This is a genomic window from Actinoplanes sp. NPDC019969, from assembly GCF_055562375.1.
This window is the reverse complement of the sequence record NZ_JBVHFK010000006.1, coordinates 423693-443908: the sequence shown is the minus strand read 5'-3', so window position 1 is coordinate 443908 and position 20216 is coordinate 423693. Positions and strand designations below refer to the sequence as shown.

The following is a 20216-nucleotide window of genomic DNA, read 5'->3' as shown; positions in this document are numbered from 1 at the left end:
GGAGCCCAGCGTGACAGTAACGATCATCAAGCGCCCGCCACGCCGTCCCGCGCCCGCGATGCCGGGCGGCGAGGTCCCGCTCGACCCGCCGCCGGAGATCCCGCCGCCGCAGGGCAAGGGCTGGAGCCGGATGCTGATGATCCTGCCGATGGGCGCCGGCGCGGCGGCGATGGGCCTGATGATGGGCACGCAGCAGCGCGGCCCGATCGCGTACGTCGCCGGCGCGATGTACGGCGTGTCCATGCTCGGCATGATGGCGATGATGGCCACCAACAGCGGCGGCCCCGGCAAGCGCGAGATGATCGAGGCCCGCCGGCAGTACCTGCGCCACCTCTCCCAGCTGCGCGCCCAGGTCCGCGCCACGATCCGCCAGCAGCGCGAAGCCCTCTACTACCGCAACCCCGACCCGGCGACACTGTGGACGTTCACCGACAGCGGCCGGCTGTGGGAGCGCCGCCGCGGCGACGCCGACTTCACCGTGGTCCGGATCGCCGTCGGCCCGCAGGAGGTCGCCACCCGCCTCGTGCCGCCGCAGACCCGCCCGGTCGACGAGCTGGAGCCGCTGTGCACGATGGCGCTGCGCCGGTTCCTCAACACCTACTCGGTGGTGCCGGACCTGCCGGTGTCGGTGGCGCTGCGCGACTTCTCGCACATCTACGTGCGCGGCGGCGAGCGGCAGGCACACGACTTCAGCCGTGCCCTGATCGCCCAGATGGCCACCTTCCACGCCCCCGACGACCTGCGGATCGGGGTGTGCGTGCCGGACCACGATCGGTCCCGCTGGGAGTGGGCGAAATGGCTGCCGCACACCCAGCACCCGGACAAGACCGACGCGATCGGCCAGGTGCGGCTGGTCGCGCCGAGCGTGCCGGCGCTCGAGGCGATGCTCGACGACGTGCTGGTCAACCGGCCCCGGTTCGACCCGGCGGGCGCTCCCGGCGGCGGCCCGCACGTCATGGTGATCATCGACGGGGGTTCGACGGCGGGCTCCGACCATCTGATGACCGAGGGCGGCGTCGCCGGGGTCACCATCGTCGACCTGTCGGTGCCGCCGCCCCGGCTGCTCGACGACAGCTCGGTGGTGCTGGAGATCGCCGCCGACGGCACCGTCACCGGCACCACGATGGACGGTCCCACCGAGGTGGGCCGGGCCGACGCGCTGAGCCTGCCGGAGGCCGAGGTGCTGGCCCGGGAGCTGGCCCCGCTGCGGTTGTCCGCCGCGTCGTCGTCCGACGAGACCGCCATCTCCCAGGACACCGGGCTGGCCGAGCTGCTGGAGCAGGACGACCCGTACCAGATCGATCTGAACGCCCTGTGGGCCAGCCGCCCCAACCGGGACCGGCTGCGGGTGCCGATCGGGGTCGGCGCCGACGGCCGCCCGGTCGAGCTGGATCTGAAGGAGTCGGCGCAGGACGGGATGGGCCCGCACGGGCTGCTGGTCGGCGCGACCGGCTCCGGCAAGTCGGAGCTGCTGCGCACGCTCGTGCTGGCGCTGGCCATGACGCACAGCTCGGAGATCCTCAATCTGCTGCTGGTCGACTTCAAGGGCGGCGCAACGTTCGCCTCGCTGGACCGGCTGCCGCACACCGCCGCGATGATCACCAACCTGGAGGGGGAGCTGCCGCTCGTCGACCGGATGCTCGGCGCCATCCAGGGCGAGCTGACCCGGCGGCAGGAGCTGCTGCGCAAGGCCGGGAACTACGCGTCCCAGCGCGACTACGAGCGGGCCCGGTCGGCCGGGGTGCCGCTCGCGCCGCTGCCCAGCCTGCTGTTCATCGTCGACGAGTTCTCCGAGCTGCTCAGCGCCCGGCCGGACTTCATCGACATGTTCGTCCAGATCGGACGCGTCGGCCGGTCGCTCGGCATCCATCTGCTGCTGGCCTCGCAGAAACTGGAGGAGGGCCGGCTGCGGGGTCTGGAGTCCCACCTGTCGTACCGGATCGGCCTCCGGACCTTCTCGTCGATGGAGAGCCGGGCCGTGCTGGGGGTGCCCGACGCGTACGAGCTTCCCCGCTCGCCCGGCCACGGCTACCTGCGTACCGGTACTGAGGGCCTGGTCCGGCTGAAGGCGGCGTACGTGTCCGGCGCCGTCCGCAACAACGGCTCGATCCCGGGCGCCGGTGGCCGCGGCGGCAACCCGATCCGCGACTTCTCCACCTACTACGTGGCGCCGCTGCCGTCCGCGTCGGAGAAGGCCGAGGAGCAGCCGGAGGAGACCGCGGCCGGCGACACCCTGATCGAGGTGCTGGTCCGGCAGATGGAGGGCAAGGGCGCGCCCGCCCACGAGGTGTGGCTGCCGCCGCTGGACAAGGCGCCGACCCTCGGCCAGATGCTGCCGCCCGCGATGACCACGCCGGAGCCGGGGGCGTTGCAGGCGCTCGGCGGGATCATCGACAAGCCGTACGAGCAGCGCCGTGATCCGATGTGGCTGGACCTGGCCGGCGCCGCCGGCAACGTGATGGTGGTCGGCGCCGCCCAGTCCGGCAAGTCGAACCTGCTGCGCACCCTGGCGGTCAGCCTGGCGCTCACGCACACCCCCCGCGAGGTGCAGATCTACGGGCTGGACTTCGGCGGCGGGCCGCTCAGCGCGCTCGCCGGCCTGCCGCACGTGGGCGGCGTCGCCACCCGGCGCGACGTGGACAAGGTCCGCCGGACCATCGCCGAGCTGCACGGGCTGATGCGGTCCCGGGAGGAGATGTTCGCCCGGGAGAACGTGGAGGGCGCCGCGGCGTACCGGCGGGCCCGCGCCCAGGGCCGGTTCGCCGACGAGGCGTTCGGTGACGTGTTCCTGGTGGTGGACGGCTGGGCGACGCTGCGCACCGAGTTCGAGGACCTCGAGACGTCGGTGCACGAGCTGGCCAACCGCGGCCTCGGGTTCGGCATCCACATCCTGGCCGCGACGAACCGGTGGATGGACGTGCGGCCGCAGATCCGCGACGTCTTCGGTACCCGGGTCGAGCTGCGGCTCGGCGAGGCCGGCGACTCGGTGATCAACCGGCGGGAGGCGGTGAACGTGCCGGAGAACGCGCCCGGCCGCGGCCTCACCCCGGACGGCTACCACTTCCTCGCCGCCCTGCCCCGGATGGACCGCGAGCAGCGCGTCGACGACCTCTCCGAGGCGGTCGCCGAGCTGGTCCGGCACGCCGCCGAGCAGTGGACCGCGCCGCCCGCCCCGCCGGTCCGGCTGCTCCCGCCCGAGCTGCCGTTCGAGGCGCTGCCCCCGGCCCACGGCGGCCGGATCCCGGTCGGCATCGCCGAGTCCGACCTGGAACCGGTCTGGCTCGACTTCGACGCCGAGCCGCACGCGCTGCTCTTCGGCGACGTGGAGAGCGGCAAGAGCTCGTTCCTTCGCAGCCTCGCCCGGTCCATCGTGGCCACCCACAGCCCCGCCCAGGCCCGGATCCTCCCGGTCGACCTGCGGCGCAGCCTGCTCGGGTGCGTGCCCGCCGAGAACACCATCGGCTGGGGTACGTCCCATCAGGTCACCGCCGATCTGATCAACCAGGCGGTGGTGGTGATGAAGGAGCGGCTGCCCGGACCGGACGTCACGCCCGAGATGCTCAACAACCGCAGCTGGTGGAAGGGTCCCGAGTTCTACGTCCTGGTCGACGACTACGACCTGCTCGCCGGCGCCAACCCGAACCCGCTGAACCCCCTCCTCGAACTTCTGCCGCAGGCCCGCGACATCGGCCTGCACGTCGTGATCACCCGGCGGATCGGCGGTGCCGGCCGGGCCCTCTTCGACCCGGTGGTCGGCCGGATCCGGGAGCTCGCGTCGCCGGGGATCATGATGTCCGGGCCGCGGGAGGAGGGCGCGCTGTTCGGCAACCTCAAACCGCAGCCGCTGCCGCCGGGCCGCGCCTGGATGATCACCCGGCGGCATGGCGCGCGGCTGGTGCAGCTGGCCTGGTCACCGCCGGTCCGTTGATCTCTCCGGCTGGTTGTCAGGGCTGTCTCAACCGCGTTGAGACAGCCCTGACAACCAGCCGGGTCAGCGGCGGGGCGGGCCGATGTACTGCTGCTCGATGCCGGTCTGGTGCAGATGCACGTACCGGTCGTCGCCGTCGCCGATCAGCGCCAGCATGTCGTCCGCCATGCTCTGCAGCAGCTGCCCGCTCTGCGCGCCCAGCCGCAGCGCCGACGCCGCCAGGGCCGCCTCGTCCCCGCCGAGCCGCTGCAGCACCGTGATCCCGGCCTCCTGCAACACCGGCGTCCCCGGCCGGTCCAGCTGCCGCAGGATCGTCAGCCCGGCGTGCCACGGCCCCAGCGGGGGACTGGCCGCCGGCCCGGTCACGCCCAGGTCGTACACGGTCAGCAGCGGGGTCTGCGCGGTCCCGCCGAACGGTCCGCCCGGCTCCTGCCCGACCACGGTCAGCCGGTTCGGCAGGCCGGTGGCCCGCTCGCCGAAACCCGCCCACGCCCGCGGCTCGGTCGTCACCACGACCACCCGGACCCCGACCGAGAACGCCCGGAAGATCAGCAACTGGGCCGCCCACACGCCGCCGACCAGGGCGGCCCGGACCGGGTTCGGCCCGAACAGCCGCACCGGCACCGGGGCCTGCCGCTGGTCACGCCCGAGCACCAGGCCGGCCGGGCCGGGCTGGTTGGTGGTCATCCGGCGCAGCCCGGCCCGGGGGATCGCATGCCAGCCGATCCGCAGCCGGCCGGCCCGTCCGGACGGGCCGGTCCGGTCCCGGGGCCCGTCCTCCGGGGGTGTGGGCGGGCCGTCCGGGGGTCGTTCCGGGACGAACGTGCCCGGGCGGGCCAGCGGCGCGTTCGTCACCTGTGGCGCGACCCGGCCCCGGGCCGCCGACGGCTGGGCGGCGGGGACGCGCACCGGCACGGAGGCCCGCCCGGATGTCACCTGGCCCGGCTCGCGGCTCGCGGGCGCTGGTGCGGGCGGCGGTTGCTGTCGCTGGTAGGGGCCCTCCTCCTGGGGCCACGGGTAGCTCATCCGGCGCCTCCTCCGGTCGGTGCGGTCGCGTACGCCGCAGGCCCCTGCTCGCCGTCGAGCGCCAGCAACTCGCCGCCCGCCCGGCGCACCCCCTCCTGCAGCACCCGGTCCAGGGCCGCCGGGTCGGCGTCGGGGCGGGTCGCCAGCCGGATGAAGGCCCGCACCGCCACCTCGTCGCCGGCGCCCGCGTCGAGCACCAGGGCGACGCTGGTCTGCGCGGCCGGGGCGGTCGACGCCCACGCGAACAGTGACCCGATCTCGGTGGCCGACGCGGGCCAGGTCTTCAGCCAGTACGTCCGGTGGACCAGCCGGGCCGACCGCCAATGCCCCCATGCCTCGTCCACGCCCGGCCCGTCGGCGAGCGCCCACGGCTCGACGTCGCAGGACCGGGCGAGCAGCGCCAGCAGCCGGTCCGCGTCGAGGGCCCGCCCGGTCACCCCGAGCCGCCGCAGGCTGGTCACCACCTTGCGGGCCAGCCCGGCGACCAGGGTGGCGGCCGCCTCCGGGTCGGCGGTGTGGTCGAGCAGCGCCTCGGCCAGGGCGCGGGCGTCGACACGGACGCTGATCGACGACTCCCGGAAGGCGGGCACCGGCCCGGCCGCTTCGACGAGTTGCCGGTACGAGGCGCCGGCCGGCGACGCGGCCGGCACGTCCGGGCTGGGCGCCGGCACGGTGTGCGTGACGAGTTCCAGCACCAGGCCGGGCTGGCCGGTGCCGGCGAGCGCCCCGACGAGGGTGTCGAGGGGGATCGGGCCGGCGGCCGGATCGAGCCCGACGGCGCTGAACCAGCCGGCCTCGTCCCGGGCCACACCCACCGCGCCGTCGGCGTCGTCCGAGGTGGCGACGTCGCGGACGGTCAGTCCGGGGGCGATCGTCCGCAGCGCCGCCAGGACCGGCCCGTTCCGCTGGTCGAGGCGGGCCGTACGCCGCCGTCGATGGTCCCGGGCGACCTGCCGGTGCTCCAGCCACCAGCGGTGCTGCCGCCGGGAGAAGAACACCAGCAGGAGCACGGCGGCCGCGGCGCCGGCGGCCAGGACGGCGAGCGGGGTCTGGGTGAACGACGCGGCGACCGCCAGGATCGAGGCCTCGGCGACCAGGATCTGGGTCACGTGGAACGGGCCGAGATGTCCCTTCTTCGGCACCGCGCGGACGGTGGCCTCCGGTGGCCGGTACGCGACGGCGGGCCGGGACCGGGGCGGTGGTGGCGGCGCCGCGGGAGGCGGCGGCGGGGAAACAGCGCCGCCACGGACCGCGGCAGCGCCGTACGTCGTTCCTTCACCACGGTGCACCGATCGCCTCCCCGGGGAGAACAGGTCACATGAGACAAACGTAGGTCAGCGGACCGCCACCCGCAGATCGTCGACCGTCAACGTCCGCAGGTCGTCCCGGCTGGGCATCCGGCCCATCGCCCGCAGCCGCCCGGACTGGGCCTTGCGCATGCCCTCGAGCAGCTTGCGGGCCTCCCGGGCGTTGCCGAAGTTACGGTCCCGTTCGAGCCGTCCGAAGTGGTCGAGCAGCGCCTCGGGCAGCCCCGGCCCGAACAGGTAGTCGTCGGTGCGGGCGATCCGGCCGGCGATCATCACGAGTTCCTCCGGCCCGTAGTTCTCGAATTCCATGGTCTTGGCGAACCGGGAGGCCAGACCGGAGTTCGCGTCCAGGAAGTCGGACATCTCCCGGGTGTACCCGGCGACGATCACCGCGACCCGGTCCCGGTGGTCCTCCATCAGCTTCACCAGCGTGTCGATCGCCTCCTGGCCGAAGTCGGCGGTCGCCCCACCGGCCCGGGCCAGCGTGTACGCCTCGTCGATGAACAGCACCCCGCCCATCGCGTCCTCGAAGACCGAGGTGGTCTTCTCCGCGGTGTGGCCGATGTACTGCCCGACCAGATCCCGCCGGGACACCTCACGGAACCTGCCGTCCGGCAGCACCCCCAGCGCCTTGAGCAACTGCCCGTAGATCCGGGCGACCGTCGTCTTCCCGGTCCCCGGCGCGCCCGTGAAGATCAGATGGTGGCTGACCGCGCCCACCGACAGGCCCGCCGACCGCCGCCACTCGTTCACCTGGATCTCGTCGAGCAGCGCCCGCACCTCGTCCTTCACCCCGGCCAGCCCGATCATCGAGTTGAGTTCGGTGATCAGCCGGTCCATCTCGGCGAGGTCCTGTGCCGTGCCGGCGGTCGCCACGCCCGCCCGCGGGATGTCGCCGCTCTCGATCAGATCCACCGTCGCCTTCGCGGTCGGATCCACCGTCACCGGCCGCTCGCGGGCGTCGGTCACCACGCACCGCACGATCTCGGCGGCGCACTCCGCGCCGATCTCGATGCCCGACCTCTCCGTGCCCCGGACCGTGGTGGCCACCACCCGGACCGATTTCGCGTGCACCACCATGATGCCCACGTCACCGATGCCGCTGATCTCACAACCCTCGATCAACGGGCCGGACTGATAGACGTACACCCCGCGCTTGCCGCAATCGCGCACCGTCGAGCGGGCGACGGTCACCTTCGAGCCGACCACGATCACGCCGTCCGCCTTCACGTCGCGGACCTCGCACTCCTCGACGGCGCCGTCGGCGTAGGAGAACTCGAACCCGGACTCGCCGCCCGGCACCACCACCCGGGTCGCCTCGACCAGCGCGCCCCGCTCGGCCTTCAGCCCGGCGTTCTGCTCCGCCCGCAACTCGCAGTCCCGCAGCCGCAGCTCGGTCCGGTCACCGGCCACCCGCACCGCCGGATGCACGTCCGAGAGCAGCGTCAGCCCCTCCACCTCGACCCGGCCCGCGGTGACCGTGAGCGCCGGCCCGCCCAGGCCGGACGCGTCCACCACGGACGATCGCGGCTCGCCGGACGCCCGCACCGTCAGATCACGCCCGGCCGGATCGATGCGCTCCCGGTAGGTGCCGGGAGCCAGGGTGATGACCGCCCCGTCGGGCGCCTGCTCGAGGGCGTCGGCCAGGGTCGGATAGGTGCCGGGGACCGCCAGGGTGCTGACCACGAGCGGAACTCCTTCGTGCCCACGGGTGCGAGTCTGCGTCACCGTCCGGCGTGGATCGCCGGCGGCGGCGTAGACCCGAGGCTAGCGCCCCGGACCGATCATGGAGGCACTTGTCGATGAATGCGGCCCACTCACCCTCTTGCGCGGGTTCCGCTCACACCGACTTATCCGGTACGCCCACACATGCACGCCCTGGCACGACAACGGCAGACCGTCCCTCGCAGAGACGACGACGCCCGCCCCGCTGGTCGCGGGACGGGCGTTACGTCGTACAGCCGGAAAGGGTTGTCAGCGAGGCCGCTGCTGCCGGAAGGCGCCCTTGCTCGGCCGCATGTTCTTCGGGATCGCGCCCTTGGGCATCTGCGGCCGCGACATCAGGGCGCCGAGCCGCTTGTCCAGAGCGTTCACGTCCTTGCCGGTGAGGTTGCGGGGCAGCTTCAGCATGGTCGTCCGCAGCTTGCGGATCGACAGCTGACCCTCCTCGGTGCCGATCACGTAGTCGTAGAGCGGCGCGTTGCCGATCACCTTCACCAGACGCTTCTTCTCCTGGCCGAGCAGGCCGCGCACCCGCTGCGGGTCGCCCTCGCCGAGCAGGATCACGCCGGGCTTGCCGATCACCACGTGCACCATGTCGAACTGCGTGGTGGAACTCGCGGCCGGGCGCACCCGCCAGTCGCCGCGCATGTTCTCCATCAGTGAGGCCGCGGCGCCGGGCTGGCCCTCCGCCACGTTCATCATCGCCGTGTTCGACCGCAGGTTCAGCACGATCAGCACGGCCAGCAGCGTGAACAGGATGCCGACCGGAATCCACGGCCAGGAGCCGGTCAGGAGCACGATGGTCACGGTGATCGCGAGCGGGATCACGACGGCCGCGATGACCAGCGGGACGAACCACTTGTCCTGCTTCGCCGTGAAAGCGAACACCTGGCCGATCTGCTTCAGCCGCGTGCCGGACGGCACCTTCTCCTGGGGTTTTGCCATAGCCGCAAAGTGTAGTGGGACTCAGGTACCTTACGGCGTCCCGGGCACCTGAGGACGTGCCGGTAAGGAGGGGACGGGGCGGGAGATCAGGCGACATCCCCATGCGAACGGGGCGCCTGAGCGCGAAAAGTCGGTGACACACCACCGACAGGAGCGTCAGATGATCCCGTTCAGCGACCCCGGCACCCCGTTCGACCTGGTCCGGCACCGCCTCGACGACCTGCTCCGGGAGGCCGGCGACCGGCGGCGGGCCTGGGAGAACACGACCGAACGGGTACGCCGTACCGGCCGATGGCCATGGCCGCGCCGGCCCGGGCGGGCGGACTGACCGCGACGATCGGGCCGGAAGATCTGTCGTACCCGCGCGGCATGCTCGACCTCATGACGGTGAGCGCGCACAGCTCGGCCGGGAGCCCGACCTGGCTGTGCTGCGCTCGGCGCTCGCCGACCCCTCCGCCGGCCTTCCCGACCTGCGCCCAGCGCCTCTTCATCTCCCCGAAGACCGCGAGCGTCCATGTCTCCCGCATCATCGCCGAGCTGGAGGTCACGACCCGCGTCGAGGCCGCCGCGGTGGCGCACCGCCTCGGCCTGTTCAGCTGAGGCCGGATCCAGCGCCGGCTCGGGTGGTGGAGTGACCACCCGGCCGCCGGCGCGGCCTCGAAGGCGTTCCAGCGGCATGCCGGCCCCAGAAGCGGGACGACGATTTCCGGGGGCGCGGCAATGGTCACTCCACCCGCCATCCCGGCGCGCCGCGGTTCACCACGTAGTGGCAGCACCGGCGCCGATGTGGTGACCACGGGAACCGGCGAGCGAGTGGGAAAGGCTAAGGCGGTAGGACGCGGATCCGATGGTGGGGGCCGACTCTGATTCGCCAAGGGCGACCTGCCCTGCTGGGGTCATTCGCTACGTCCGGAGGCATGTATGGATACCGCAGTCGAGGTGAGTTATGGCGTGGCCGGCATGTTGGTCGGGCCGAACTCTCTGCTGCCGTGGTGGGCGTGGCTGGCTCCGCTCGCCATGGTCTTCATGAAGCTTCTTGCGCCGGTGTTCCTTCCGGAGGTGGCCGAAGCCAAGTGGGCTTCCGAGAGGGATGACGACAAGGACGGCAAGAAGGGCAAGAAGTCGAAGAAGGCCAAGAAGAAGAAGTAGGCGGAACGCGAAGAGCCCCGTGCCGGACGGCACGGGGCTCTGTCGTGGGCGGGGGTCAGCCGCGGGCGTCGAGGGCCTGACGGTAGAGGCGGCCGGCACGGTAGGAGGACCGGACCAGCGGGCCGCTCATCACACCGGCGAAACCGATCTGCTCGGCCTCCTCGCGGAGCTCGACGAACTCCTCGGGCTTGACCCAGCGCTCGACGGGGTGGTGCCGCGGGGTGGGGCGCAGGTACTGCGTGATGGTGATCAGCTCGCAGCCGGCGGCGTGCAGGTCGCGCAGGGCGGCGGACACCTCGGAGCGCTCCTCGCCCATGCCGAGGATCAGGTTGCTCTTGGTGACCAGGCCGGCCGCGCGGGCCTGGGTGATCACGTCGAGGGACCGCTCGTAGCGGAAGCCGGGGCGGATGCGCTTGAAGATGCGCGGAACCGTCTCGACGTTGTGCGCCAGGACCTCGGGGGCGGCGCCGAACACCTCGGCGAGCTGCTCGGGGTCGGCGTTGAAGTCGGGGATCAGCAGCTCGACGCCGCAGCCGGGCTGGAGCTTGTGGATCTGGCGGACGGTCTCCGCGTAGAGCCAGGCGCCGCCGTCGGGCAGGTCGTCGCGGGCGACGCCGGTGACGGTGGCGTAGCGCAGGCCCATGGTGGCGACGGACTCGCCGACGCGGCGGGGCTCGTCGGCGTCGAACTCGGCCGGCTTGCCGGTGTCGATCTGGCAGAAGTCACAGCGGCGGGTGCACTGGTCGCCGCCGATGAGGAAGGTGGCCTCGCGGTCTTCCCAGCACTCGTAGATGTTGGGACACCCGGCCTCCTGGCAGACCGTGTGCAGGCCCTCTTTCTGCACGAGACCGCGCATCTCGGTGTATTCAGGGCCCATCTTCGCCTTGACTTTGATCCACGGCGGCTTCCGCTCGATGGGAGTTTCGGCGTTGCGCGCCTCGATGCGCAGCATGCGGCGGCCCTCGGGAGCAATAGTCACAACCCGAAGATACGCCCGCCACGGCCGGTCGCGCCGCAGGGGCGACGAGGCTCACGTGACCATTGGTGTGAAGGCCGTCACTCAGAATTCGGGAGAAAGGCGCATCGGCGACTGTTAGCGTTCACGGCCCGCGCCGATCCGCCGACCGGAAGCCGCCGTCCGAGAGCGGCGAAGGGTGGCGACACCCCGGCGAGGGGCGGCGATCGCGACCCGATCACACCGTCGAGGATTGACATACGGCGGGATCATGTCGGCGTGGTTATCGACCTCGACCGGCCCCCACCGTCCCGCACGGCGCCGCCGTCCCCGCTCCGGCCGCGCGTTCTGGCGCTGGCCCTGGCCGGGCTGCTGACGTTCCTGCTGGGCGCCTCCCAGCCGCCCGGCGCCGAGCCCGCGCCGATGCCGGTCGCGGCGCGGACCGGGGCGCGGACGGTGGCGTGGCTGCTGACGGGGGACGCCCTCTACAGCGTCCACACGCGGCCGCAGGACTCGGTGCTGACCGTGGTGGCGCGAACCCTGTCCGGCGGCCGGGAGCGGTGGAGCCGGCAGATCGACGGGCAGGGCTTCAACCCCGAGCTGCACGAACTCGGGCCGAACCTGGCGCTGTCCCTCGGCGGCGTGTGGATGTCCCTGCTGGACGCGGCCACCGGCGCGGAGGTCTGGAACGACCACGCGTATCCCGGCGCGATCCTGGCCGGTGACCTGATCGTGCTGTTGAAGGACGACGTGCGCCTCGGCGTCCTCGACCCGCGGACCGCCCGGCCGGTGTGGTGGCAGACGGCGCGGACCCCACCGATCGCGGCGGTCACCACGGCACGCCACCTGCAGGTGCTCCACGGGGACGGCACCGCGGTCCTCCATGATCGGCGCACCGGGGCGAGGGTCGCCGAGGCCCGCGGGATCCCGATCGGCGACGGCTTCGACGACCGCCCAAGGCTGTCGGTCGCCGGTGACATGGCATTCGTCCTCGGCCGCGGCAACGTGACGGCGCTGCGGCTGCCCTCGCTGGACCGGTTGTGGACGACGCGGATGAACCACCCGACCGCCGTGAACCGGTGCGGCACCCGGCTCTGCGTGACCGGTTCGGCGGGTCTGACCGCTCTGGATCAGCAGAACGGAGCCGTCGCCTGGACCGGTCCGGTGTGGGTCTCCTGGCACAACGGCCTGGCGGCGTCGCGGTCCGGCCAGGTGGCGCGCCTGGACCCGGAGACCGGCGCGGTGACGGGACGGGAGATGTCCGGCTGGCTGAGCGGTGATCTGTTCCTGCGCAAGAGCGGCGAGGAGCACTACGTGATCGACACCGTGACCGGCCGCATCCGGGGCTGGCAGGTGGCGCCTGGCGGCTGGCTGAGGTGCACGAGCACGCGTACGCACCTGGCCTGCCCGGCGGGCGGCGACACGGTGACCGCCTGGCGCCTGAACTGATCAAGAGCTTCAACCCGGCGACGGTACGGGCCACGCAACGTCCCGTGACTCCCCGTGGCTGCGGCAGGAGTCCCTCCGGACCGTCCCCGGGTGCGGGTCATGCATGCGCGTCCCGGTTACCCCCCCGGCTGGTTGTCAGGGCTGTCTCAGCGCCGCTGAGACAGCCCTGACAACCAGCCGGGGTTCGGGGTGAACCGGTAGCCGGGATCGCAGCCCGTCGGCCGCGCCGTCGGCCGTGAGTCCCGCCTGCCTCGCGGAGGACTGGCACGGGACCGTCGTTGGCCCGTACAAGAAAAGAAAGAACCTAGAGGAAGACGGCCACCGTGACCACCGCGACGATCACGAAGGGGATGATCGTCGTGCAGACGAGAATGGCCCAGGCGATGGGGTGGCCGAAATTGAGCACCACCCCGCCGCCCTGCTTGGGGACGAAGACGCGTTTGTCGCGCGGATCGCGGTGGAGGGCCATCAGAGCAGCGTCGCCAGGTGGCGCTCGATCACCGGCATGACCTCGCTGACCGGGACCGGGCGGCCGACCTCGGCGCTGAGCGACGTCACGGCGGCGTCGCGAATGCCGCACGGGATGAACCGGTTGAAGTTGGACAGGTCGCAGTCGCAGTTGAGGGCGAACCCGTGCAGCGTGACGCCGCGGGAGACGCGGATGCCGATCTGCGCGATCTTGCGGTCCAGGCCGCCCTCGGTCGCCTTGATCCAGGCGCCGCTCCGGCCCTCGACGCGCTCGACGGTGACGCCGAACTCGGCGCACACGTCGATCAGCATCTGCTCGGTGCGGCGCACGTAGGCCACCACGTCGACCGGGTCGGGCAGGCGCAGGATCGGGTAGCCGACGAGCTGGCCCGGGCCGTGCCAGGTGATCTTGCCGCCGCGGTCGACGTCGACGACCGGAGTGCCGTCGAACGGGCGGTCGGCGGGCTCGGTGCGCTTGCCGGCGGTGAAGACGCTGGGGTGCTCCAGCAGCAGCACGGTGTCCGGCTGGGTGCCGGCGACCACCGCCTCGTGCAGACGCTTCTGCTCCTCCCAGGCCGCCAGGTAGTCGACCAGGCCGGGGCGCAGGACGGTGAGAACGGAAGAGGTCACAGCCGCAAGCCTAGCCCCGGGCCGGTTGATCGACCGGATCCACACCCGGACGGATTCGCCACACCAGCACGTCCTGCACGTGCTCGGGCTCGCCGAGCAGGTCGGTGCAGAGCAGGACCAGGGCCGCCCGGTTGAGCGGGCCGCGCGGGCCGGTCATCTCGTCGGGCAGGTAGATCGCCTCGAGCTTCCAGTACTCGAAGTCGACCCGGGCCCGGGCACGCTCCACATCGGTGACCCGGCTGACCTGGCCGTACCGCCCGGCCCGGTAGAACAGCCGCCCGGTCGGCCGGTCCGGCGGGCCGAGCCGCCCGACCAGATGCCGGCCGGTCTCCTCGTAGTCCTGCGGACCGAGGAAGTACCCGGCGGGGATGCGGAACTGCGCAGCGCCGCCGTCGGCCATCGTGGTCGCCTGCCAGCGCATCGCGTCCACCGCCACGTCCACGGCCAGCGGCAGCGTGGTCATCACGCCGCCGTCGGAGACGTAGTCGCGCCACCGGCCACTGGAGATGAACTCCGGCTCCGGCGCGCGTTCCAGGGTGCGCAGCGGCAGCGGGGCGATCGGGGCGAGCGCGGCCACCACGGCGGCGCCCAGGGCCACCCGGGTGAGCTTCGGGCGGTTCAGGAACTCGTCGACGAACAGCGCCAGCACCAGCGCGATGATCACCACGACCACGAGGGTGTACCGGACCGGCAGCGCCGAGTCGAACAGCGGAATCTCGGTGAGCAGCGCGTACGGCAGCGGGATGTGCTCCTGCTCGGCGCCCATGAACCGCAGCCGGGGGCCGAGCGACAGCACGAAGAACAGCAGCCCGACGACGCTCAGGGCGCGCAGCGTGACCCGGCGTTCCGGCGAGGCGCGCCGCCACAGCAGCACCAGCGCGGCCCCGACCAGCAGCAGCAGCGGGGCGCCCAGGAAGGAGGTCGCCTCGGTCGCGTTCGGCGCCAGGTCGGCGCCCCAGCCGAACAGCCCGGCCAGCGACTGCAGCGGGAAGGCGGCGTAGGCGACCAGATCCTCGGAGTAGAAGTCCATCAGGAAGCCGGTGCCGGAGAACTTGAGCGGCCCGTTGAAGTGCATGTACAGCGGGTACGCCAGCAGCGCCCCGGCGAGCACCGCGCACACGCCCAGCGCCTTGAGCACCGGCGGCAGGGCGGTCCGCGCCATCTGCCGGCCGGGCCCGGACAGCAGCCAGACGCCGAGGAACAGGCCGCTGGCCAGCGCACAGAAGAACAGGGCCTCGGCGGCGATCGAGAAACCCATCGCGCAGAGCAGGCCGAGGACGAGGCCGTTGCGCAGCCAGTGGTCGCGTTCCGGCAGTTTCAGCACCCACCAGGCGACGATGCCGACCATCCAGCCGGAGGTCCAGTTGAGGTGACCGTTGGCGTGCGAGATCAGGCCCGGGCAGAACCCGAAGAGCATGCCGCCGACGGCCGCGGCGAGCCCGCTGCGGACCAGCCAGCGGCGCAGGAAGAGGTACCACACGAAGGCGGAGCCGGCCAGGTTCAGCGTCAGGATGGTGGCGAACGAGATGGACGGGCCGGCGAGGTGGGTCAGCGGCGCGAACAGCACGGCGTAGAACGTGCTGGACGTGTTCATCGCCAGGTTGACGCCGCGCGGCGCGTTCAGCAGGTCGGTGAAGAACGGGTCGGTGCCGTGCTGGAGCAGGTAGACGCCGTACGCCAGCATCCACTCGAACTGGCCCTGGTCGCTGACGTTGTCGGCGACCACGTTCCGGTACGGCGCCGACCAGAGCCCCTGGCACACGTACACCGCGGCGGCCAGCGCCACCACGGCCATGGTCAGGTGGGCACGCCAGCGGGAGGGCGGTCTGCCCGGTTCGTCCGGCGATGCGGCTTCGGCTGGCGAGGTGATCGGGGCAGGCGCGGCGATCGTCACGTCGCGGAGGTTATCCAGCCCCGAACTCATCGGTCGATCGGGTCCATGCCGGGACGGATACGCCACAACAGCACATCGTCCACCTCCTCCGGCGGCCCGAGCAGATCGGTCGCGGTGATCTCGACGGCTTGACGGAACAGCACCATGTGATCGGAGCCGGTGATCTTCTCGGGCAGGAAGACCGCCTCCACGCCCCAGTATGCGAAATCGGCGCGAGCCTGGGCGCGGTCGGCGTTGCTCAGCTCGGTCACGTACCCGTAGATGGCGGCGCGGGTGAACAGCCAGTCGGTGGCCAGCGTCGGCGCGCCGATCCGGCCGGCCTGCTCACGACCCTCCGGGCCGGTCGTCATCGGGCCGAGGAAGTAGCCGCCGGGCATCCGGAACTGCGGGCCGCCACGGGCCATCGTGTACGCCTGCCAGCGCTGCCCGTCGGCGTGCACGTTGAGCGCGAACGGCAGGGCGGTGAGGATGCCGTTCTCGGACACGTACCGCTGCCAGGTGCCGTCGGCGATGAAGTCCGGCTCGGGCGCCCGCTCCTGGTGCCGCACCGGCAGCGGGAAGACCGGCAGCAGCGCGACCACGATCGCCGCGCTGATCCCGGAGTGCACGTTCGGCGAGGTGAACCGGCCGTCCATGATCTCCTGGGTGACCAGGGCCAGCACGATGCCGACGACACAGGCGGTGACCAGCGCCAGCCGCAGCGGCAGCGCCGCGTCGAACAGCGGCAGCTTGGCCAGCAGCGCGAACGGCAGCGGGAACCCCGGCCACTCCTCGCCCATCCAGTTGAACCGGGGGCCCCAGGACAGCACCATGAAAACCCCGCCGGTCACCAGGATGGCGCGCAGCGTCGCCTTGCGCCCGGGCGCCGCCCGGCGCCACACCAGCACGGCCGAGACCACCGTCAGGATGACCAGGGGCACGCCGAAGTAGCTCGTCTCCTCGGTGCGGTTGGGGCCGAGCTCCGAGCCGAGACCGAAGACGGCCGCCAGCGACCGGCTGGCGAACGACAGGTACGCCGCCGCGTCCTCGGCGAAATACCGCTGGTTGTAGCCGGTGCCACTGAACGTCTGCGGGCCGGCGAAATGCATGTACAGCGGGTAGGCCAGCAGGCCACCGGCGACCACCCCGGTCACCGCGCACGCCTTCAGCACCGTGCCGGCGGCCGCCCTGGCCTCGCCCCGCACCGGGCCGGCCAGCGACCACACCACCACGAACAGCGCGCTCGCCAGCGCCGTGTAGAACAGCCCCTCCGCGGCGATCGTGAAGAACGCCGCCAGCATCAGCCCGAGGACGAAACCGTTGCGCAGCCAGTGGCCCGGCTGCCGCAGCCGCAGCACCTGCCACAGCACGAGCGGGGCGACCCAGCCCGCCGTCCAGTTCAGGTGGCCGTTGGCGTGCGAGATGACACCGGGCGCGAAACCGCAGAACATGCCGCCCAGGGCCGCCGCGACGGCGCTGGGGGTCAGCCAGCGGTGCAGGAACAGGTACCACGCGAAGGCGGACCCGGCCAGGTTCAGCGTGAGGATCGTCACATAGCTGATCTGGGGACCGGCCAGGTGGGTGAGGGGCGCGAACAGGATCGTGTAGACCGAGATCGAGGTGTTCGCCGCCAGGTTCACCCCCCACGGCACGTTCAGCAGATCGGTGAAGAACGGGTCCGACCCGTGCCCCAGCGTGTAGACGCCGTAACCCAGCAGCCACTCGAAGAACGCCTGGTCACCCAGGTTGTCGGAGAGGCCGTGCCCGAACGGGTCACGCCACAGACCGTTCGTCACGTAGACGGCGAGGCCCAGGGCCAGCAGTCCGACGATCAGGTGGGCGCGCCAAGGACGGGCACGGGACGGCGCGGGCGGCTCGGCGGGGGGATCGGCGGACGCGGCGGGGGCGGAGGCGGCGAGGGACATCAGCCGCAGGTTAGCAAGAAAGGCTGATGATCCAGGACCCCTCAGGGCCGCATCGCCGGTTCCGGTCGCAGGGCGGCCGCCAGGGCGGCATCCATTCCGGGGTACGCCCACGCGAACCCGGCACTCGACAACACCCCCGGCAGCACCCGCTGACTGCGCTGCGCCTCCCCGGCCAGCTCGCCGATCACCAGGTCGAGCACCGGCCCCGGCACGGTCAGCAGAGCCGGCCTGCGCAGCAGCCGGGCCAGCTCCCGGGTGAACTCCGCGTTCGTCACCGGGCGGGGCGACACCACGTTCACCGGGCCGGCCAGGTCCTCACGGTCCAGCAGGAACTCCGCGGCGGCCATCCAGTCCTCCTGGGCGACCCACGGCATCCACTGTTTCCCACCGCCGATCCGCGAGCCCGCGCCCAGCTTGAACGGCAGCAGCAGCAGCTTCAGCGGCGCGTTGGCGGCATGGATCGTCGGCGCGGTCCGCAACAGCACCACCCGGGTGCCGGCGTCCTCTGCCGGGCGGGCCGCGGCCTCCCACACCCGGCACAGGTCGGCCAGGAAGGTGTTGCCGGCCGGCGCCTCCTCGGTGACCGGCTGGTCGCCGGTGTCGCCGTACCACCCGACGCCGGAGGCCTGGAGCAGGGTGCGGGGCCGCTGCCCGGTGGGCAGGCGGCCGATCGCCTGGGCGATGGTGTCGGTGGTGTCGATCCGGCTGGACCGCAGCACCCGCTTGTACGCCGCCGTCCAGCGCCGGTCGCCGAGGTTCGCCCCGGCCAGGTTGATCACCGCGTCGGCGCCGTCCAGCACCGCCACGTCCAGCCGGCCCTGCGCGGGGTCCCAGGTGGCCTCGCCGGGCCGCTCGGTGGGACGCCGGACCAGCCGGACGATGTCGTGCCCGCTCTGCCGCAGCCGCTCGGCGAGCTCGGTGCCGAGGAAACCGGACGCACCGGCCATGACGATCCGCATGCTCTGATTCTTTCCCGAAGATCTCTCATCGCAAAACAGACCCGGGGGGTACGCCGTGAACGGCGCACCCCCCGGGTCTCTGTCGTCCTTACAGACCGAGGTCGGCCTCGAAGTGCCCGGCCTCCAGACGCTCCTTGAGCGTCGCCAGGAAGCGGGCGGCGTCGGCGCCGTCCACGATCCGGTGGTCGTACGAGAGGGCCAGGTACACCATCGACCGCGGCGCGATGATCTCGCCCAGCTCCGGGTCGTTCACGATCACCGGGCGCTTGACGACCGCGCCGAGACCGAGGATGCCGACCTGCGGCTGGTTGATGATCGGCGTGTCGAACAGCGCGCCCCGGCTGCCGGTGTTGGTCAGCGTGAAGGTGCCGCCACCGATCTCGTCCGGACCGATCTTGTTGTTGCGGGTGCGGTCCGCCAGGTCCGCGATCCGCTTGGACAGACCGGCCAGGTTGAGATCACCGGCGTCCTTGATGACCGGGACGACCAGGCCCTTCGGCGCGTCCACCGCGATGCCCAGGTGCTCGGCGCCGTGGTACGTGACGGTGCCCGCCTCCATGTCCAGCGACGAGTTCACCACCGGGTGCTGCTGCAGCGCCTCGACCGTGGCCAGGGCGAAGAACGGCAGGAAGGTGAGCTTCACGCCGTGCTTGGCCTGGAACGCGGCCTTCGCCTTGTTCCGCAGGTTGGCGATCTTGGTGACGTCGACCTCGACGACGGTGGTCAGCTGAGCCGAGATCTGCAGCGACTCCACCATGCGGCGGGCGATCGTCTGACGGATCCGGGGCAGCTTCTCGGTCCGGCCACGGAGCGGGCTCGGCTCCGGCTTGGCCTTCTCCGCGACCGGGGCAGCCTTCTCGGCCGGGGCTGCCGGGGCCGGAGCGGGCTGCGCCTTGGCGGCGGCGGCCTTCTCAGCGGCGTCGAGGACGTCCTGCTTGCGGATGCGGCCGCCCACGCCGGTGCCGGACAGGGTGGACAGGTCCACGCCCTTCTCGGCGGCCAGCTTGCGGACCAGCGGCGTGACGTAACCGGCGTCGCCGGCCCCGTTCGAGGAGGCCGGAGCAGCCGGAGCAGCCGGAGCAGCCGGGGCGGCCTGCGGGGCGGCGTCCTTCGTCTCCGCGGCGGGCGACGGCGTCGCGTACGACTCGCCGCTCACCTGCGGAGCCGGGGCGGTCTCCACCTTCGGCGCCGGGGCCTGCTGAGGCGCCGGGGCGGGGGCCGGCTTCTCCGGCTCCGGGGCGGCGGCCGGGGCGCTGCCCGGGGTGCCGACGATCGCCAGGACGGCGCCGACCTCAGCGGTCTCGTCCTCGCCGACCTTGATCTCCAGCAGGGTGCCGGCGACCGGCGACGGCAGCTCCGTGTCGACCTTGTCGGTGGAGACCTCGACCAGCGGCTCGTCCGCCTCGACGGTCTCGCCGACCTGCTTGAGCCAGCGGGTGATGGTGCCCTCGGTGACGCTCTCGCCCAGGGCGGGCAGCTTCACCTCGGTGCCCTCGGCCGCGCCGCCGCCGTTCTGCGGCGCCGGGGCCTCGGCCTCGACCGGCTTCTCGGTCGACGGCTCGGCCGGAGCCGGCGGCTCCGGCTCGGCCTGGGCCTCCTCCTGCTGGGCCGGCGCGGGCGCGGCCGAACCGGCGTCCTCACCGTCCCCGGCGATGACCGCCAGCTCGCTGCCGACCTCCGCCGTCTCGTCCTCGCCGACCACGATCCGCGAGAGGATGCCCGCGGCGGGCGACGGGATCTCCGTGTCGACCTTGTCGGTGGAGACCTCGAGCAGCGGCTCGTCCGCCTCGACGCGCTCGCCTTCCTGCTTGAGCCAGCGCGTCACGGTTCCCTCGGTGACGCTCTCACCCAGCCGCGGCATGGTTACCGATACCGGCATG

The 20216-nt window shown here is 72.4% G+C and carries 16 protein-coding genes; 5 read left to right on the top strand and 11 right to left on the bottom strand.

Annotated features, from left to right (window positions below):
• Nucleotides 1–10: 10 nt before the first annotated feature.
• Nucleotides 11–3928: a type VII secretion protein EccCa gene (gene eccCa, locus ACZ3II_RS20745; RefSeq protein ID WP_465519295.1), complete on the top strand. Its 3918-nt coding sequence runs from the start codon at nt 11–13 to the stop codon at nt 3926–3928.
• Nucleotides 3929–3991: 63 nt separating this feature from the next.
• Here the strand turns inward: eccCa and ACZ3II_RS20740 are convergent, their stop codons facing one another.
• From ACZ3II_RS20740 to ACZ3II_RS20725, 4 genes are all read right to left on the bottom strand, one after another.
• Nucleotides 3992–4954, bottom strand: coding sequence for a hypothetical protein (locus tag ACZ3II_RS20740; protein WP_465519294.1), 963 nt, complete (start codon nt 4952–4954; stop codon nt 3992–3994).
• On the bottom strand, nt 4951–6243 hold the full coding sequence (locus ACZ3II_RS20735; protein WP_465519293.1) for a type VII secretion protein EccE: 1293 nt from the start codon (nt 6241–6243) through the stop codon (nt 4951–4953). Before ACZ3II_RS20735 ends, ACZ3II_RS20740 begins: the two co-directional genes overlap by 4 nt.
• Before the next feature lie 45 nt (nt 6244–6288).
• A complete protein-coding gene (locus ACZ3II_RS20730; protein WP_465519292.1) occupies nt 6289–7947 on the bottom strand; it encodes an AAA family ATPase in 1659 nt (552 codons plus the stop codon).
• 288 nt (nt 7948–8235) lie between these two features.
• Nucleotides 8236–8928: a DUF4191 domain-containing protein gene (locus tag ACZ3II_RS20725; RefSeq protein ID WP_465519291.1), complete on the bottom strand. Its 693-nt coding sequence runs from the start codon at nt 8926–8928 to the stop codon at nt 8236–8238.
• A 160-nt stretch (nt 8929–9088) separates the two neighbouring features.
• On the opposite strand from ACZ3II_RS20725, the gene ACZ3II_RS20720 reads away from it, so the two are divergent.
• The 3 genes from ACZ3II_RS20720 to ACZ3II_RS20710 all read left to right on the top strand — a co-directional run bounded on the left by ACZ3II_RS20720 (nt 9089) and on the right by ACZ3II_RS20710 (nt 10077).
• Nucleotides 9089–9256, top strand: coding sequence for a hypothetical protein (locus ACZ3II_RS20720; protein WP_465519290.1), 168 nt, complete (start codon nt 9089–9091; stop codon nt 9254–9256).
• Nucleotides 9220–9528: a LuxR C-terminal-related transcriptional regulator gene (locus tag ACZ3II_RS20715; RefSeq protein WP_465519289.1), complete on the top strand. Its 309-nt coding sequence runs from the start codon at nt 9220–9222 to the stop codon at nt 9526–9528. Before ACZ3II_RS20720 ends, ACZ3II_RS20715 begins: the two co-directional genes overlap by 37 nt.
• 321 nt (nt 9529–9849) lie before the next feature.
• Entirely contained in the window at nt 9850–10077 is a 228-nt protein-coding gene (locus ACZ3II_RS20710) for a hypothetical protein (RefSeq protein ID WP_465519288.1), read from the top strand.
• Nucleotides 10078–10132: 55 nt separating this feature from the next.
• Here the strand turns inward: ACZ3II_RS20710 and lipA are convergent, their stop codons facing one another.
• A complete protein-coding gene (gene lipA, locus ACZ3II_RS20705; protein ID WP_465519403.1) occupies nt 10133–11029 on the bottom strand; it encodes a lipoyl synthase in 897 nt (298 codons plus the stop codon).
• Nucleotides 11030–11311: 282 nt separating this feature from the next.
• Between lipA and ACZ3II_RS20700 the strand changes: the two genes are divergently transcribed.
• Nucleotides 11312–12481, top strand: a complete 1170-nt coding sequence (locus tag ACZ3II_RS20700) for an outer membrane protein assembly factor BamB family protein (protein ID WP_465519287.1) — start codon at nt 11312–11314, stop codon at nt 12479–12481.
• Between the two features lie 304 nt (nt 12482–12785).
• Here the strand turns inward: ACZ3II_RS20700 and ACZ3II_RS20695 are convergent, their stop codons facing one another.
• The 6 genes from ACZ3II_RS20695 to sucB all read right to left on the bottom strand — a co-directional run bounded on the left by ACZ3II_RS20695 (nt 12786) and on the right by sucB (nt 20215).
• The gene (locus ACZ3II_RS20695; protein ID WP_465519286.1) at nt 12786–12950 is read right to left on the bottom strand and encodes a peptide ABC transporter substrate-binding protein; all 165 of its coding nucleotides are present in this window, start codon (nt 12948–12950) and stop codon (nt 12786–12788) included.
• Nucleotides 12950–13579 carry a lipoyl(octanoyl) transferase LipB gene (gene lipB / locus ACZ3II_RS20690; protein ID WP_465519285.1) on the bottom strand — a complete coding sequence of 210 codons (630 nt, stop codon included), beginning with the start codon at nt 13577–13579 and terminating at the stop codon, nt 12950–12952. The genes ACZ3II_RS20695 and lipB overlap by 1 nt, the downstream gene beginning before the upstream one ends.
• Nucleotides 13580–13589: 10 nt before the next feature.
• Nucleotides 13590–15473, bottom strand: coding sequence for a DUF6311 domain-containing protein (locus ACZ3II_RS20685; protein WP_465519284.1), 1884 nt, complete (start codon nt 15471–15473; stop codon nt 13590–13592).
• A gap of 26 nt (nt 15474–15499) precedes the next feature.
• On the bottom strand, nt 15500–17377 hold the full coding sequence (locus ACZ3II_RS20680; RefSeq protein ID WP_465519283.1) for a DUF6311 domain-containing protein: 1878 nt from the start codon (nt 17375–17377) through the stop codon (nt 15500–15502).
• 41 nt (nt 17378–17418) lie between these two features.
• Nucleotides 17419–18336 carry a TIGR01777 family oxidoreductase gene (locus ACZ3II_RS20675; RefSeq protein ID WP_465519282.1) on the bottom strand — a complete coding sequence of 306 codons (918 nt, stop codon included), beginning with the start codon at nt 18334–18336 and terminating at the stop codon, nt 17419–17421.
• An 88-nt stretch (nt 18337–18424) separates the two neighbouring features.
• Nucleotides 18425–20215, bottom strand: a complete 1791-nt coding sequence (sucB, locus tag ACZ3II_RS20670; protein ID WP_465519281.1) for a 2-oxoglutarate dehydrogenase, E2 component, dihydrolipoamide succinyltransferase — start codon at nt 20213–20215, stop codon at nt 18425–18427.
• Nucleotide 20216: the final 1 nt, after the last annotated feature.

Bases quoted from the DNA above. Each gene is read 5' to 3' on its own strand.
- ACZ3II_RS20740 (WP_465519294.1), bottom strand. From the start codon at position 4,954: ATGAGCTACCCGTGGCCCCAGGAGGAGGGCCCCTACCAGCGACAGCAA.
- ACZ3II_RS20725 (WP_465519291.1), bottom strand. From the start codon at position 8,928: ATGGCAAAACCCCAGGAGAAGGTGCCGTCCGGCACGCGGCTGAAGCAG.
- ACZ3II_RS20720 (WP_465519290.1), top strand. From the start codon at position 9,089: ATGATCCCGTTCAGCGACCCCGGCACCCCGTTCGACCTGGTCCGGCAC.
- ACZ3II_RS20715 (WP_465519289.1), top strand. From the start codon at position 9,220: ATGGCCATGGCCGCGCCGGCCCGGGCGGGCGGACTGACCGCGACGATC.
- ACZ3II_RS20710 (WP_465519288.1), top strand. From the start codon at position 9,850: ATGGATACCGCAGTCGAGGTGAGTTATGGCGTGGCCGGCATGTTGGTC.
- lipA (WP_465519403.1), bottom strand. From the start codon at position 11,029: ATGCTGCGCATCGAGGCGCGCAACGCCGAAACTCCCATCGAGCGGAAG.
- ACZ3II_RS20695 (WP_465519286.1), bottom strand. From the start codon at position 12,950: ATGGCCCTCCACCGCGATCCGCGCGACAAACGCGTCTTCGTCCCCAAG.
- ACZ3II_RS20680 (WP_465519283.1), bottom strand. From the start codon at position 17,377: ATGTCCCTCGCCGCCTCCGCCCCCGCCGCGTCCGCCGATCCCCCCGCC.
- ACZ3II_RS20675 (WP_465519282.1), bottom strand. From the start codon at position 18,336: ATGCGGATCGTCATGGCCGGTGCGTCCGGTTTCCTCGGCACCGAGCTC.
- sucB (WP_465519281.1), bottom strand. From the start codon at position 20,215: ATGCCGGTATCGGTAACCATGCCGCGGCTGGGTGAGAGCGTCACCGAG.